Raw genomic sequence first — 16,185 nt, forward strand, 5'->3', positions numbered from 1 at the left:
AAAAAATATGGCGAAACAAATGAAACAGGTCATGGATATCCGTGTCTCGAAAGGGATAACGGTTGGCCAAAGTAACGAACATCAGCGTAAATGGTCGGAGAAAGGTTGGGACTCTGCTGTCAGTACCGGAAACTATGACCGCAGTCGGGAGGCTCTCAATTTCGAGATCAGAAAAGGCGGAGTAATTACTCCGGTTGACAAGCGTAAAAGTATTCCTCAACTGATGGCGGAAAATCTGGCGGAACGTGGTATTAAAGATCCCAACGAGAACCGGGAAACACCTAAGTACCGGACGGTGGTCAATTTCATTTTGGGTGGTACACGTGAACGTATGCTTGAAATTGCTTTCGGAAATCAAAAGGTGGATCTTGCAAAGGGTACTGACAACTCACATATAAAACGAAGCCCTGATATTGAACTGTGGGCACAGGATATGTACAGATTTGCAAGTGACAAATGGGGAGAGGAAAATATTGTCGCCTTCATTGTACATCTCGATGAGACCAACCCGCATATCCACATGACTCTTTTGCCAATAGATAAGGATAAGAAGTTTGCATTCAAAAAAATGTTTGCCGGTAAGGATAAATATGAATACAAGGAAATCATGTTGGCTCTTCACGATGAACTGGCCAAGGTAAATGAAAAGTGGGGGTTGAAGCGTGGAAACAGTATTGCAGTAACAGGTGCGAAACATCGCACAACAGAAGAGTACAGACGTGATCTTACCGAACAGTGTACCACTCTCGAAGGACAGATTGAAGAGAACAAGAAAATACTTAAACAGCTCTATGATGATATCCGGTTTGCGGAAAAGAGAGTCAAGGGACTTACCACGATGACTTTGAATTTGGAACAGCGGAAAGAAGAATTAGAAAAAGAAATTGTCGCTGTCAATGAAGAATTGAAAAACGGCAAAGGTAATTCTGAAGAGTTACACGAACGAATTAAGAAACTGGATAATGACCTTCAGAAAGTATTGGATAATTTGGCAGATAAACAGGCAAAACTGAAACATGCCAATGAACAGTTGGATGAGTTAAAAAGTCTCAAAGACAAGGCGAAAGAACTGACATATCAGTACGAGCAGCAACTTAGGGCTTCGACAGCCAATCTGAGCCAGCAAGTACGCTTTAGATTGGCGGATGTACTCTTGGATGACTTAATCAGAGATTTCAAAATGATTTTGCCAACTCTCAGTCCTGACACGAAAGAATCTTTAGACGATTCGCTGTTACAGGATATGGCGGAACATGGCGAAGAGATTATCAAATGTGCCATATTCTTATATGCCAATATGGTAGATCAGGCAACCAACTTTGCGAAAGGACATGGAGGAGGTGGAGGAGGAAGCGACCTTCCTTGGGGACGTAAGGATGACGAAGATGACCGGGCCTGGGCACGTCGCTGTTTGATGATGGCTCACCGGATGATGAAGCCAAGTGGAAAAAATATGCGAAGATAGTTTTTGAGTATGATAATAGGTATGATTTTTTCCAAGAAACAAAATGCAGGTTAAATACAGATTGATAGGAAGTAGAACACTTCGTCACCTCAATCAGATACAGTTTCTTTGTTCCATACATTAAATTAAGATTACAATGATAAAGAAAATATTATTGATTTTGCCACTCGCTTTGTCGCTGAAGGCACAAGCTGATGATGTCCGCCTTTTAGATAGTCTTATAGTTCATAATGCTTCTTTGGAGATGCTCGAACCAATTAAACCATCCTACCTTGAAAATATTACTTCTGCGAGGATATGGAAGGACAATTGGTTTCTGAGCATTTCTGGTGGAGCTTCGGCATTTGTCGGTTCTCCGTTAGGCTGTGCCGACTTGTTTGGTAGAATAGAGCCGACTTTATCTGTTTCAGCAGGGAAATGGTTCACGCCGGCGATTGGTGGTCGGGTTTCCTTTCAGGGATTCAAACTTAAGAACAGCCTGTTGCAGAAGCAATCATACAAAAGCGTACATGCTGATTTTTTATGGAATGTATGGTCTCACTCTTACAATGCCCGTGACCAGCCAAGATGGAAAGTTGTTCCCTATGCAGGACTTGGCATCATACACAATGAGGATAATGGGAACAGTCCTTTTGCCTTCTCTTATGGCGTGACGGGACAATATCGTCTTTCTCAAAGGACTCACCTAATCATGGAACTTGGCGGCACTACTACATTCAAGAACTTTGACGGTCGCGGCGCTTCCAATAGATTCGGTGATAATCTGATGAGCCTCACAGCTGGCTTATCTTTCTGTATTGGAAAGGTAGGCTGGAAAAGAGTGGTGGATGCCAATCCTTATATAAGGCAAAATGAATGGTTGATTGAATATGTTTCTTCATTAAACGATTGCAATTCACGATTGGCTAAGCAACATAATGAGGATACAGAATCAATTGCTGAATTGAAAAAGATTCTGGAAATTGAAGGTTTGCTTGATTTATATAAAAATCGTTCAAAGAATGAAAGCAAGAAAACTCCTTCAGTGAAATCCTATCCAAAAAATGATTACAGTGGGCTTAATTCCCTCCGCTCAAGATTGCAGAGTACGCAATGGTCAGATAATTCCTTCAATGGTGATTCTATCCAAGATAAGAGTTCAACAGAAAATTATAAGTTAGGGATTTCTTCCGGATATCAATCATTATTACAAGGTTATCTTTCCGAGTTGTCAAAAGGGAAAAAATGCATAGGGGCACCTATCTTCTTTTTCTTTGAGTTGGGAACAAATCAACTTACAGATGCTTCTCAGTTAATCAACTTGGATAAAATTGCCAGAATTGCAAAACAATACAATCTGAATATTAGGGTTTGTGGATCTGCTGACAGTGCTACTGGAACTGCTGATGTTAATCATAATTTAGCAGCCAGCCGTTCCAAATATATCTGTTCACAATTGTTACATCGGGGCATTGATAAGAATCGAATTTCAGAGGTAAATAAAGGAGGGATTGATACCTATACACCGAAAGAAGCTAACCGGCACACTTCAGTGATGCTCTTCCTTAAATAACAACTACATTCAAATAATAACTTTTTCGTAATAAATAAAACATTTAGAAGGGGGTGGCTTGCGAAAGTCAATCCCCTCTGGTATTGCACCATGCTGTGAACCAAATATCAAATTTATCAGGCATCTGGAATGTCTTACCTAGAAATAAAGCATAAGATACTTTTCCTCCTTTCTTTTCTATCTGCTTTTTGAAATCAAAAATGCTGCTCCCTGTAGTAAACAAATCATCAACCACAACAACCTTTTTTCCTGTCAAATCACAATTTATATAGTAGTTTTGTTCCAGACTCTTTTTGGTCCTGTCTTTAGTCAGATGAAGGCTTTCGCGTTCCCCAGTATACATGATGAAGTTATAACCATTGGAGGATTCAGGATAATAATCTTCAAGAAAATCGTTCAATGCACTAAACCGTCTCTTATAATGCCAGTTCTTACTACAAGGCATAAACATAATGACACAATCATCTTCCGGCTCCAAAGCTTCCATGCAGTTCATAAAGAAGTCATAACCGTTTCTCTTGCCATCCTTGAATCCTAACAGCTCCTCGTAAAAATCCCCTTGCTCATAACTGATGTCGTTATGATAGCGAGTGGGGATATAATAATCAGTGAAAATGCACCTCACTCCCTTAAATTTGAATGGTTTCATTGGCTTATGGCTATCAAATTCGGTTGGATTGGAAAGAGCATAAATAGGGTAGGCCGCTTTATTCCCTGCTAACACCGCTTTTCTGCTCAATTTTCTTCTCAGTGATTGTTCGGAGGTCAATTGAGCTGCATAAAAATATGCTTCCCCAGCCTTTTTCAAGCTATAGAATGCAAATCTTATGGCAGCAATCGTTACCGCAAGTAGAATGAAATATACAATTAAAGCCTTATCCATCTTTTTTTGACGTGCAAAGTTAAAATAAAAAAGGAGTTATCCTCTAATATAAATACAGAACCAGAGATTGGGTATTTGTAGTTGGAAATGGGTGATATGTATACATTCTGCGTTATAATAATGAAAAAAACACCACCATCAACCCATTATAATCTGAAAAAATCTCTGTTTTTGTGCAAAATGTGCGACAAGAAGTCGGCTGGGAACGGACGAATTGCCCGTGTTATGATGAATGCTGAATTAACTTCCGCCGGAGAGTCTAAAATAATAATACCAACCGTTTTCCGGAATGATTATTTGCTGGTGCTACGTCGTCTTAGCAGGCAAAATGATCCGAATGTTTTTATTCATGCGATGCAGAAAGTTCGAAGATTCAGTTATAATCTGTATGGAGAGGGTATTGAATCTATGGAGGATTTTTTAAATAAATGCCATGCTTTTGATGATCCGGAAGAAGGGGTTTTGAGAATGGAATTTTAGATATTATATAAAAAAATCCCTGATACGCAGATTATTTCATTAAAAAATCTCCGATTTGATAATTTATCTCTGTTATTATTGGAAATATTCCTATACTTAAGTAACTATAATATGAATTCACCCATCCGTGGAACAGATCATTTTGCAACCGATAGAACCAGTCAGGCCTCTTTAGGGCACTATCAAGTCATTTTTCAGACAGGTTACTTTTAAATATTTCCTAATAAATCAGATTGTTATTTTGTTTTTAAAGAAAATCATTTTATCTTTGTAGCAACATGCTTACCCCGCTTCCCGTCAGATCAGCGCGCTCAGGGTAAGCCTTTTATTTTTATACCCCATGAGTAAAATTCCTTATCCTAAAAATCTCATATCTTTTGCTGATCAGATTACTTTGCTTAAACAGCGTGGGCTGTCTTTCGGAGATGAATCCAAAGCATTACATCTGTTACAGAATATCAGTTACTATCGTTTGAGCGGCTATTGGTATCCTTTATTGGCAGATAAGCAAAATCATATTTTCAAGCCAGGAAGTACGTTCGAAGCGGCTTATAGTATATATAAGTTCGATAGCGAACTCCGGAAACTGATTAGTGCGGAGTTAGAGAAGATAGAAGTGGCAGTACGCACACAAATCGCTTATTTGCTTTCTTCGCAATACAATGGCTATTGGTTTACCGATGCTTCTCTTTTTAATAATCCTGCACATCATGCCCAAATGGTAGACAAGATAGATGTAGAATATCAGCGTAGTGACGAAGAATTTGTTACAGCTTTCAAAGCTAAATATTCCAATCATTTTCCCCCAAGTTGGATGACTTTGGAAATTACCTCTTTCGGAACCCTTTCTATTTTATATAGCAACTTGGTTCCCGGACGGGCAAAACGAAATATCGCTGCCTATTTCGGACTAGCGGACACCGTTTTTGCTTCATGGCTACACAGTATTGTGTACATTCGTAACATTTGTGCACATCATTGCCGCTTGTGGAACAGAACGTTAAGTATTCGTCCCTTGATGCCTCGTTCACCCCGCAAACCGTTCGTTTCCCTTTCTGCCAGCGGCACTCAACAAGTTTATTTCATATTGAGCATGATTGTTTACCTATTGAATATTATCAATCCGAATCATTCATTTGTGGTAAGGTTTAAAGACTTGTTGAGCCGTTATCCTTCGATTGATGTACGAGCAATGGGGTTTCCTGCCAATTGGAAGAATGAAGATATTTGGAAATAAGCACCTATTAAAAAAAGGAACAGTCTTTCCAATGTGGCCGTTCCTTTTTCTTCTTTTTGAATCATGACGTAGGTTTTGAAACACAATGCTACCAGATTCAGCGCTATTCACCTCCCTCTCCTGCAATACACTTCTTCCTCAACCTCTTCCACAAGCAGCTTTTCATCGCGTGCCACTTCATCCATGTTACCATCATTGTCCACATCACCAATATCCATTTTCCCGTATTGGTATTCCGCCATCTTAGAAAGTTGCTCATGTAAACCTTGAAGGTTACTATCAAGACCGGTGTTGTGTTCGTATGAGAAACTATGCTCGACAGCAAGACCGGCATTAGTAACCGTGCCAACATCGAGACTGTCGGTATCACGATTATACTGCACGTGTAGTACGGCACCATTTTCCATCTCAAAGACAGGCATACGTTTGGCTGACATCTCCGCAAACTGCTCAGCCACCATACTTTTTGCCACTTCTTTCACATCTTCGGTAGCTCGATCAGGCAAACCATAGCGATTAATAGCATTGCGTACTTCCTGTTCAGGTACTTTACGCATGATTTCGTATGTCCCGCCAACACTGTTATTGTAGACCACGGCATAATAGTTATCCTCGTCCAACAAAACATCACCACGGTTCCGGATTGGTGATTCGAAAGTATGCTCCAGATCAATTGCATCACCGTGGTCATATTCCTTTGCCTCTTGTAACAACTGATCATAAAGTCAACCAAAAATTCAACTGAAATCCAAGAAAGAATAGCGGAAAATGTAAATGCGTTGAAGTATAGGGATAATATTTCAACAGAGGACTATTCTATTTCAAACCTTCATCTGAATGATCTTAAAACTCATATCAAATACATTCTTAGTCAGAACACGGCCTTTAACAATAACGAATTTAAAGTTTTAATCACTGCCACAAAGGAACAATTGGCAATAGTCGCTTCAGCAAAAAATGAGTATAGTGAAAGATCGAATCAAAAAATAGAGATCATCATTGATGGTTATTTCGCCATTATATTTTTTTGATGAATCAAACACCCACGACATGATTTTGTCATTCGGAAGTATAGGTAAAGCCACTAATATATTACCTGCTTGCACATCTCCGTCCACCTCGCCTTTAACATTTTTATTTTTGTGCAAAGTGTACTCATAGTACATCACATCGTAACTTTCATGATAGAGGTGCTGCACATTATCTGCCTGTGGGCTGCGTAGTTTGAGGGTTGCTTTACCGTCCATGGTATTAATTATCTTTCTTACGACCAATAAGCCAGTAACAGGTCATCGAAACATTCACCTTAATTTCGTTCAATACATTCTAATATACAATATGTATTTCTCCCAAAAGTATGCTTTTTGGGTCAAATAATCAAATATATAGACTAAATAAATTAAGACACTCAATATTTCGACAATTTGATTTGCTTAAAACTCCCCTATAATTATTGGTCCAGCAATTTGCAAACTATCTCAATAGATTGTAGAAATACACTCTAAAAGTCAATTATTTTTCAACCCGTTTCACCTTTGCCGCAAACGTAGATTTGCCTTTGCCGCGAACGCAACATTGTCTTTGCGGCAAACGTAGACTTGTCTTTGCGGCAAAGGCAAATCGATGTGCAGTAGCCCCCTGCACAACACCCTCATGGGCACTTTGCTCGCTTCAACCCCATAAATTTAATGTTTGAATAAATTGTTTTTTAGCGGATCGTTTTTATATAAAATTCCATTCACCAATAATTGCGTACCATTATGGATACAAAATCGGCCTTGATATTTCGTGCTCCCACCCATAGGTGTCCTTTTCCAAACATTGCAGGCTTATATACTGTTGTTTGTTCAATCGGAGTTTCGCAAGACCAGCTACGACCTTTATCTGTACTATAGTAATAACAGGAGGTGAAAATGTTTTTATTCAGATAAGTCAATACGGCTATATAATCACCACAGACATGTATGTTAACGGTGTTTTGTGGAAGTTTAACGAGTTTTTCGGTTTCAACGCAATACAGTAGTATTTCTTTAGATTCTATATCTTTTTTATCTTTTAAACCAATGTAATATCTTTGGGTAGTTCAATTAAAAATTATTGAGCCACAATAACCAATACGCATTGTTTACAAAGATAACCCTTTCTTTGCAATTAGCAGTAAATGAATTAAGTAATTGTCATGTCTTCTACAGTTCCTTCATGGATACTGGTCAGATTTTACATGTAAAATCCGACCAACTCAATACGGTCGAAACGATTGATTTAACCGTATGCGACAGCTGATTTAGCCGTATGAGTTGAGCGACTTAACCGTATGTGTTAGTCTACTTAACCGTATGTGTTTCATAATGATAAAGACAAAGGCGAAACTTCATGAGCTCCACCTTTTTTCTTCTTACATTTATTAAAGTTCTGCTATTTCTTCTGCGGATAGTCCTGTAGCATTTGAGATCATCTCGGTCGTAGCTCCAATCTGTTTTAGATTTCGTGCAATAGTACGTTTTTCTTCTTCTCTTCCTTTTTCTATGCCTTTTTCTATGCCTTTTTCTATACCTTTCTCTATACCTTTTTCTATACCTTTTTTCATTCCTTTCCTCTCCGCACTATTAACACGTGTTATTTCTGTTCTGATTACATCCCAGAAATCATCATATCCCAACAGTTGTGCATCGGTAAAGGCAGACTCTTCCAATGCGGTAACGGCTTTCTTTACCTCCGGGTTTTCCAATAGTTCTTGGGGAACTTCGCGTGTTTCTTCGCTTATTTCGGTGAGGTAGCGCAGCCATAACACCTGCATTCTTTTTGCTTGGTAGGCTCGTGAGGCAAATTTGGGGAGTTCTATGAATATCAGATGTAGTCCATCTATCACTTTTTCGGTATGCTCCACATGTACCATTTTATAGTAATGGTAGTATCCATCCAATTCGGGTTCGAAAATTTCGTTTATCAGGTTAAGCGAATAGACAGGTTGCAGAAGTTTGTATTCTTCTTTCTTTCCCAGTTGCCGGACGTATGCTTTCGATGCATTGAATAGTACGCGTTGTTGATATTCCGGCGACCAAATCATTTGCATTTCCACAATAAAAAGCCTTCCTTTCCGATCTTTGCAGCGCACATCTACAATGCTGTTTTTTCTCAGTGGATGATCAGGCACTATCTCCGGCGATAGGTATTCAATGTCGGTTATTTCTTCTCCTTCATTCAGAGGTAACAGGGCATTGAGGAAACTCATCACCAAATCGGGATGTTCGCCAAATACACGTTTGAATGTCAGGTCTGCTTTTGGATCAAGATATCTCATGTATGGGTCGTTTTTTGGTTTAATGGGAACTTTATTACAAATATACATATTTTTCTCCATTTATGAAGTAGTTATTGCTATTATCTTTTTGATTCGGCTTTTATAGGATGTAAAGCTACCAATTCTTCCTCCGTGGCATCCTTCGGATTCGCATAAATCCCGATAGAGGTCAACGTTTCCATTTCCTGCGTTGACAAGCCTTCGAAACTCACTTCAAAAGAGCGTTTGGCGTTATCCCAATTTTCCCTTGTCTTTTCGGCTGTCTGTTGGGCTTCCAGTGAGTGCTGTGTTTGGGTTTGCCTACTACAGGCTGACAACAACAATGTTCCAATTAAAATAAATAGATACTGCATTTTGGTTTTCGAATATTATTACACTCTTTTTGAATTGGCGTAAATAAATACCCCCTTATTGCTTTTCTTACTATGCAGCCCTTTTTTCTGTTTGATGAAGATAAAAGCCGCACCTGTACCCAGCGCAAAAACCAATGTAATCAGACCCGCAAGAAATCCAATCAGACAGTAGGCTACGATGAAGCCAATAATGGCTCCACCGATAGCACCTGCTGCCCAATAGATGTAGCGGCCCTGGACTCCCATGAATTCAAGAGGCTTTTGCAGCCCCTTGAACAACGGGTATTCTGCATACCGGTCATCGGAGTTAGAGTCAGTGCCCATTACAGTTTAACTACTTACACCAAAGAACAAAGGCAATGCCTGTGCAGCTGCCACAAGGAAAATACAAGCTCCTACAATCATCATGATGGACTTCTTGACATCTTGTTCTTCGTTGTGTGAGCTCGAGATGTGGCGCCTTACCACCTTGCGGTTGGCAGGTTTCCACAAATCTGCTCCCGAACCGGACGTACATGTCTCCACGTATCCGGCTCTCCAGTAAACCATCACTGTATTCATTTTGCCTTTATTATTTTTGTAAAACAATCACTACATACCGCTAAAGACTTACGATTTATTTCAAGCATCTTTTTGCCCCATAGAGTACGCTCCGAAAGATTTTTCATCGCCCTCGCATGGTACATTAATAATGCTCCCTCTTTACCACAGAGTTCGCAGTTCCCTTTTCTCAATCTCTCAGTAAGAGTTGGATGAGGAAGAACTTCTCCTATGGTGTCCGATTCGTATCTCTTTTTGGTTATTCTTGCAAAGCCATCATGGTAGAGCGTCACACTATGATGTTTCCCATCCTTACCATTGTAATGAATGGTAAATACACCATTATGCTGATACTTACCCTTAACTTTACTTACTGATAGATTAAGTTTCTGGGCCAATGTATGGCATAGACTATATTCCATTATGTAAGCATACTTTGCACACCACCAGGAAGAGTTGTTAGCGATACAATAGTAGTTGTAGAATCCACGGATTTCAGAATTTACCTGCATAAGGATTTCATGCGGTTTCTTGGAAAATAACTTCCCACGTGCTTTAGACTTCCAAACCGTTTTGCCGTTTTCTATTTTATATTTAACAGCATCGTGTTTTTCAAGAGCTTTCTTCACATGGTCGGCACTTACCAGAAGCTGCACTTTACCTTTATGATTTCTTTGCAGGATTCCCCTTGCATTTCGTTGCATTACCTCAGAACTTCTTACCGTAATATCAAATCCAAGGAATTTGGCGATGTCCTTACCGTGGGTTATCAGAGTCTTTTCCGGTGAAAGTTCAAGGTGGAGGGTATCACGCATGAAATTTGTGATGTCCGCTTTGATAATTTCACATTCTATTTTTGTTCCAATAACACCAATAAGAAAATCATCCGCATATCTTGTATACACAATACGGCGGTAGTTTTCATCAGTGGGCAATCCATGCTCCGTGCGTCTCATTTCTGCTTGCAAAGAAGTTATCTTTTCTTGTAGAGCAGTACGTTTACATTCATCTGTCTCTTTGAGAAGCCGCCCCTTGGCCCAACTAAGCTTATTGTTGAGCTTATAATAGGCAGGATTGATTCTCCTACAATTACCCTTGTCGAATTTTGTGGCGTAATCAACCATATAACGGTCAAGGTTGTCAAGGTATATGTTGGCAAGAATTGGTGAAATAATGCCACCTTGAGGAGTACCCGTAACCGATTCATGAAAGGTCCAGTCTTCAATATATCCTGCATTGAGAAATTTCCGAATCAGTCGGAGGAACCGCTCGTCTGAGATTCTTTTTCGTAAGGTTCCGATGAGTACATCATGGTCGATATTGTCAAAGAAACCTTTGATATCTCCCTCAATGAACCATTTAGCCCCTGTGAACGTCTTTTGAATCTGAGTCAGTGCTGTATGGCAACTTTTGTATGGTCTGAAGCCATGCGAACGGTCGCTGAACGTCCCCTCATATATAGCTTGTAGAATCATACGGATAACCTCTTGCACTAATTTATCAATCCACGCGGGAATCCCAAGTGGGCGAAGTTTCCCATTCTTTTTCGGAATGTAAGTTCTTCTGGCAGGATAGGGTTGGTAGGTCTCGTTTTTGAGACACTCAATGACGTATCTTATCTTCTGAATGTTCATGCCATTAATTGTATCGCCATCGGTGCCGGGAGTAAGATTCCCTGCTTTATTACCGAGGCGTTGATACGCATAATGGTAGATGTCCTCATTGAATAGGATACGATAAAGGCGTTCGAACGTATAGCTCGAATCTTTGCTGTGTGAATACAGCGTGTCGAGTATTATCTGTGGATTTCTCATATGTCTCTCACATATTTCACTTTTAATACTTGACGGTTCACCTGCTCCCCTTCGCCATGTACACGGCTTTCCCGTGCTCGGACTACTATGGGAGCTCCGTTGGCTGAAATCCATATAGAGGACAGAGCCGTCACTCTTCCTCCTATCCACCCGGAAAGAATCCCTTTGTGGAAAGATTTTACAACCAATCTCCGTTTAGTCTTACAATAACTATTGGCACGGCATATTGTCGGATGCGACTTACGTTCGTTTATCCGCTTATTGCGGTCGCGTTGGAGTCCGTTTTGTGCCTGCGACACAAATGAACATTGCGCAGGTACTCCAATACAACGTATATAACTGCTTTCCGTTGTAGCCACATCATAGACCGCTGAACTATCGTTCAACCAATCAGGCTTCATCCTCATATATGCCTTTTCCCCTTGCACCTTCGTCACGGCTTTGCAGTTCACCGACTGGGTGCTTTCCTTGCATGCTATTGTCCCATTGCAGGTAAGCTTGGTGGGGATAAGTTCTATGTTGAAAATCATATAATTACACATGACGTTGAAGCCTGTTAACTGTAAATTAACAAGTCCAGCATGAATAATATGTATTTCTTTTCTCAACATTTAAACGCTAACTTAATCTATTGCTAATTAGATATTTACTGTAAAACCAATACGGACGCACTCATCTTTATATACACGGAAATAGCCCCAACTACCGCTACAACACCTGCAATAGCATAACAAAGTTTGACCACATACGGCACATACTTGGCTATTTCCGAAGTCACAGTACCAAGGGCTGTGGTACCCGCAGAATAGTCGCCTGCCGCGTTCTGCGCCATCACTGCCGTTGTTCCGACAAGCAACATGAGAGACATCATCTTGATTCTCTCGGAAGAGCAAATACCCTTCATAAATTTCTTGAATTTCTGAATCATTTGTTTACATTAATAATTAATACACGGTTTTTACTCTTCTGCGCAGTTGAGTGTTTTTAGAAACTATTTTGAATTTTATATCTGATATCCGAAGAAGGAAGGAAATAGGATGGAGGCACTAATCATGAAGATACAGGCACCTACCAGAAAGAGTATTTCTTTCGTAACTCCCTCTTCCCCGACATTCATTTTGATGTAAATCTGAAAACTTGCTATTATCACTACGATAGCAGCGATAGCATAACCTAAGTAAAGCACGTAGAGCATCATCGTTACCACATAATCATGCATCAAGGCCAATGCATCGACTCCCCAGCTATAATCCACACCACCGCTTTTGGCGAGTGCAAACTGAGCCGAAAACAAACTGGTGAAAACCCCAAAAGACCTAAGTATTTTAGATTGCATCTCTAATCTCCGATTTGTTGTTTTCTGACTTCTCGTTATCCGAAGCCTTCACTTCTTTAAGTCCCTTATCCTGACGTTGGTTATCGAAAAGGATAACCTGCTGATTGATAAGATAGTCCTCGAACTCTTTTTCATCCATAACAACTTCACTCTGAATATCCCCTTCAATCATATTCCGGCGGATAGTATCAACCTGCTCTTCAGTTTTACTTTTTTCAGTCATTCCACTTTGGGTGGCTGTTTCACTCTGGTAAGAATCATCATTCTCCTTTTCCTCTTCCCCCTGTTCTCTGAGTGGATTCACTTCCGAAAGATCTTCAAGGCTCTTTTGTGCCCCTATAACAAATCCGTCTCCATCTTCTGTTACAGGAATGGGGTCTTCTATTTCCGTCATAGTACCCACATCGAAAATCTCTTCCGTGTCATTCTCCTGACCCTTTTTACCGTACAGGTCTCGACTGATATTTACGCCATAGTAAATGATATATGCTATGGTTAATACAATGGCAAATATTGCAAATGGACTCATGTTATTAATCTGTTTTTGTTCGATTTCGGCTGCAAATGAATGATGAAAAATGACGAAAAAAATCAGAATCTATTTGGAAAGCTTCCGTTTTTAACCTGTATTCCATTTTTAAATAAAAATCATACCTACAATCATACTCAAGAAAAGAATTCTACAGTCTTCTTTCATCAGGGAGTAACAGTTGTTCCAATTTCTGTTTCTTGTTTCCAGTAGCCAATACTCCCTTCATGCGAAAAGGTAGAATAAGTTGATGCAGATGGCTAACTTGTTGCGTGCGCAAAGGTAAAATCGGGTTTTGCTGATCTGAACAAATTTTTCGTATCACAATCTCCACGCTTTCAGGTAGTATTCTGCTAAAAATTTGCTCCTGCAAAACACCTCTCCTTTGCAAAGCCCACGAAACAAGTCAGTCGCTCAACTCATTCGCCGCATAAAAAAAAGGTCGTGATTATGAAAACAAGAACAGAAATATCAATACGAAACAATATCGTTGCTAATCTATTCTCGCATAAAATCTTCAATGCAGTAAGAATTATGACGACAAGAATTAACATTAAAAAGACAATATAATGGCACAGGAGAAAATGGACGATTGGATGCAAGAAGCAAAAGACCTTGCAAAAGCAGAACGGGAACTGAAAATTGAGCATTGGGTATATATCTCCTTTGAAATCCGCAACCCCGACAGAAGTCGGGAGGTTCTTCATACGATAGACATACCCCGTGACATATTAGACCGTTGGCGGTGGCTGATAAACTGGCGAAAGGCTAAGTTAATATGTAAGTACCCACGAAAGAACATAGACCTATTGTTTTGCTATTACGACAAGCGAACAGGCTTACATACGGGTTTTGACTTTATATTGGGAAAAGTAGCTTCGGCAAAGGCATAGATAACCAAAGTCGAAAGAGCTATTGCCCGATATATCGACTACAATGAATGTAATAATCTGTTTTTCAATATAGAAACGGATGAGCAATTACAAAAGGCATACAGCAAATTAGAACAAAAGAAAGAAAATTATCAAATATTATATGCAATGTTACAGGAAGAAGTAAAAAATCACAGGGAAAACAGTGACAAATTCAAGCTATTTATCGGTTTCAAAAAGTTGGGGGAGTTTTCCTCTATCTTGGAAGCAAAACAATATGCAGCCAAACAGGACAGACAGGCAGATTCAGCTTGTTAGGAGACAAGTACTATGATTCTTGGTATATTTCTCAATGGGATATAAAAAAAGGAAGAAAAAGAAACATAAACACGGGCGGTTTTTTCGCTCGGCTTCTTCTTTCATGAACCAACTGCACACCCCTTTTTATGGATACCGGACGATGAAAACACCGCCCGATACACCCGATACTTTTGTCTGTTAGCAAAAGCCTTCCCTAAGAAAAACTTTATCGATGAAGTCCTTCCTGCCGGGACATTCCTGATAATACCTCAATGCGATAAGTAATTTCCTCTTTTATTTGGTGGCTCCAATAGCCATCAATCCCTGCCAGTTGTGCATATCGTGGGTAGTCGCTGACAGCACTGATTGCCTTTTCTATAAGGGAATCGGCACCTTTTATATTATATTTCTTAGCCATCTCAAGCAAATCTCCACGTTCGATGCCAGCGTTTTTGTTGTTTATGGTCATGCAATGACGGTTTACATATCCCGGTGCCGACGGATCGACCGAAAATGTGAAATCATACGTGGGAGTAATATGCCATACTCCGTCTTGCTCCATCATAAAGCTAAAATTCTTATTGTGGTCATCCACATTTCCGCCAAGCACATTCATGGTCATGGACAAAAATAACTGCTGCATTTCCGCCGGTATGATACCGATACGACCGGCAGTGTCAAACAGAGACTCATAGCTGTCTGCTGTCGGGTTCATTGCTGCCAAAGTCTGGATATGAATTTTCTCATTTCCCTTGCGATCAAACCGCTCGGTAAGAAAATGTACTTCCTTTTCCCCCTCGACAAGCATCGATGGCATCATTTTCACCCCTGCGTCCCGGGCCATCAGGTAATAACTGTATTCAATACGGGTTGTTGGTAGATCAAGATGTTCATCAAATTTGATAATCATTGGGGGAAAACCGGGTGCAGGAGCACTTACCTGTCCTGAATAACACTCATTCGTTTCTGTATTTACATGGATAATCGCTTTTGCCCTGCGACCACCGGCAGATGTCCCCACCTTGAACAGGCTTTCAATCATCAAATCAGGTTGCATTTCTGCCTTGAAATCCTTAGCTTCGTTCAGGGCAGCACAGGCAAGCCTGTACAGGTCGGCAATCTCCACTTTGAATGGTTTTTCCATTTCTTCAGCGGCAGGAGGTATAAACTCCAGCGCTCCCATTCCTCGTCTACCGATGTATGCCAGGCGGTCAAGTGATGACAAGTCACGGGATTTTATATGATGCGCTTTCGCCCACTCATTGAATACCCTATTTCCCCAATGATCAGGCAGTGAATCGGCTATAAAAGAGGGCAAACCACCAAAGATTTTATCATCCTCTCCATAAACAGGCAGCCCAAGCCCAGCGGACACACCATTTATTGGGGCTTTCAATGGAGCGATATCATATCCGCCCTTTATAAACCTGAATTCGGGATAATTTTCTCTTCCTCTTCAATACATCACAAGGCATAGTTATCGTGCTCACATTGGATTTTTCAATTGAGTATTTTTGTTTTTG

The 16,185-nt window shown here is 40.2% G+C and carries 17 protein-coding genes and 1 pseudogene; 5 read left to right on the plus strand and 13 right to left on the minus strand.

What is annotated here, in order from left to right; all coding sequences use genetic code 11:
• Positions 1–7 precede the first annotated feature (7 nt).
• Positions 8–1,465, plus strand: a complete 1,458-nt coding sequence (gene mobV, locus D0T60_RS14700; protein WP_163218882.1) for a MobV family relaxase — start codon at positions 8–10, stop codon at positions 1,463–1,465.
• 136 nt (positions 1,466–1,601) lie between these two features.
• The gene (locus D0T60_RS14705; RefSeq protein WP_163218884.1) at positions 1,602–3,017 is read left to right on the plus strand and encodes an OmpA family protein; all 1,416 of its coding nucleotides are present in this window, start codon (positions 1,602–1,604) and stop codon (positions 3,015–3,017) included.
• A 67-nt stretch (positions 3,018–3,084) separates the two neighbouring features.
• Here D0T60_RS14705 and D0T60_RS14710 read toward each other — a convergent pair whose 3' ends face one another.
• A complete protein-coding gene (locus D0T60_RS14710) occupies positions 3,085–3,900 on the minus strand; it encodes a phosphoribosyltransferase (protein WP_163218885.1) in 816 nt (271 codons plus the stop codon).
• Positions 3,901–4,020: 120 nt separating this feature from the next.
• Between D0T60_RS14710 and D0T60_RS14715 the strand changes: the two genes are divergently transcribed.
• Together D0T60_RS14715 and D0T60_RS14720 are read left to right on the plus strand one after the other, a co-directional pair.
• Complete coding sequence (locus tag D0T60_RS14715) at positions 4,021–4,380, plus strand: hypothetical protein (protein WP_163218887.1); 360 nt, start codon at positions 4,021–4,023, stop codon at positions 4,378–4,380.
• 340 nt (positions 4,381–4,720) lie between these two features.
• The gene (locus D0T60_RS14720; RefSeq protein ID WP_163218888.1) at positions 4,721–5,617 is read left to right on the plus strand and encodes an Abi family protein; all 897 of its coding nucleotides are present in this window, start codon (positions 4,721–4,723) and stop codon (positions 5,615–5,617) included.
• Positions 5,618–5,724: 107 nt separating this feature from the next.
• On the opposite strand, the gene D0T60_RS14725 is transcribed toward D0T60_RS14720, so the two are convergent.
• The 11 genes and pseudogenes from D0T60_RS14725 to D0T60_RS14775 form a co-directional block, all read right to left on the minus strand.
• Positions 5,725–6,330: a hypothetical protein gene (locus D0T60_RS14725; protein WP_163218890.1), complete on the minus strand. Its 606-nt coding sequence runs from the start codon at positions 6,328–6,330 to the stop codon at positions 5,725–5,727.
• Positions 6,331–6,564: 234 nt separating this feature from the next.
• Positions 6,565–6,864, minus strand: a complete 300-nt coding sequence (gene tssD, locus D0T60_RS14730; protein WP_163218892.1) for a type VI secretion system tube protein TssD — start codon at positions 6,862–6,864, stop codon at positions 6,565–6,567.
• Between the two features lie 1,157 nt (positions 6,865–8,021).
• Positions 8,022–8,918 carry an Rpn family recombination-promoting nuclease/putative transposase gene (locus tag D0T60_RS14735; protein WP_163218894.1) on the minus strand — a complete coding sequence of 299 codons (897 nt, stop codon included), beginning with the start codon at positions 8,916–8,918 and terminating at the stop codon, positions 8,022–8,024.
• 80 nt (positions 8,919–8,998) lie between these two features.
• Positions 8,999–9,271 (minus strand): hypothetical protein, encoded by a 273-nt coding sequence (locus D0T60_RS14740; protein WP_163218896.1) that lies wholly within the window; start codon positions 9,269–9,271, stop codon positions 8,999–9,001.
• Between the two features lie 18 nt (positions 9,272–9,289).
• The gene (locus D0T60_RS14745) at positions 9,290–9,595 is read right to left on the minus strand and encodes a DUF4133 domain-containing protein (RefSeq protein ID WP_163218898.1); all 306 of its coding nucleotides are present in this window, start codon (positions 9,593–9,595) and stop codon (positions 9,290–9,292) included.
• Positions 9,596–9,601: 6 nt separating this feature from the next.
• Positions 9,602–9,832, minus strand: a complete 231-nt coding sequence (locus D0T60_RS14750) for a DUF4134 family protein (RefSeq protein ID WP_239059574.1) — start codon at positions 9,830–9,832, stop codon at positions 9,602–9,604.
• Entirely contained in the window at positions 9,829–11,625 is a 1,797-nt protein-coding gene (locus D0T60_RS14755; RefSeq protein WP_163218899.1) for a reverse transcriptase/maturase family protein, read from the minus strand. The genes D0T60_RS14750 and D0T60_RS14755 overlap by 4 nt, the downstream gene beginning before the upstream one ends.
• On the minus strand, positions 11,622–12,155 hold the full coding sequence (locus tag D0T60_RS14760; RefSeq protein WP_163218900.1) for a hypothetical protein: 534 nt from the start codon (positions 12,153–12,155) through the stop codon (positions 11,622–11,624). The genes D0T60_RS14755 and D0T60_RS14760 overlap by 4 nt, the downstream gene beginning before the upstream one ends.
• Positions 12,156–12,295: 140 nt before the next feature.
• Positions 12,296–12,553, minus strand: a pseudogene (locus tag D0T60_RS14765) (DUF4134 family protein); the annotation flags it as partial.
• A gap of 75 nt (positions 12,554–12,628) precedes the next feature.
• A complete protein-coding gene (locus tag D0T60_RS14770) occupies positions 12,629–12,961 on the minus strand; it encodes a DUF4134 family protein (protein ID WP_163218902.1) in 333 nt (110 codons plus the stop codon).
• Positions 12,951–13,490 carry a hypothetical protein gene (locus tag D0T60_RS14775; RefSeq protein WP_163218903.1) on the minus strand — a complete coding sequence of 180 codons (540 nt, stop codon included), beginning with the start codon at positions 13,488–13,490 and terminating at the stop codon, positions 12,951–12,953. Before D0T60_RS14775 ends, D0T60_RS14770 begins: the two co-directional genes overlap by 11 nt.
• Positions 13,491–14,059: 569 nt before the next feature.
• Between D0T60_RS14775 and D0T60_RS14780 the strand changes: the two genes are divergently transcribed.
• Positions 14,060–14,383: a hypothetical protein gene (locus tag D0T60_RS14780; protein ID WP_203558352.1), complete on the plus strand. Its 324-nt coding sequence runs from the start codon at positions 14,060–14,062 to the stop codon at positions 14,381–14,383.
• Between the two features lie 505 nt (positions 14,384–14,888).
• Here the strand turns inward: D0T60_RS14780 and D0T60_RS14790 are convergent.
• Complete coding sequence (locus D0T60_RS14790; protein ID WP_239059575.1) at positions 14,889–16,058, minus strand: type II toxin-antitoxin system HipA family toxin; 1,170 nt, start codon at positions 16,056–16,058, stop codon at positions 14,889–14,891.
• Positions 16,059–16,185: the final 127 nt, after the last annotated feature.

It is taken from the genome of Bacteroides sp. 224, assembly GCF_010500995.1.
Taxonomy (GTDB): Bacteria; Bacteroidota; Bacteroidia; order Bacteroidales; family Bacteroidaceae; genus Bacteroides.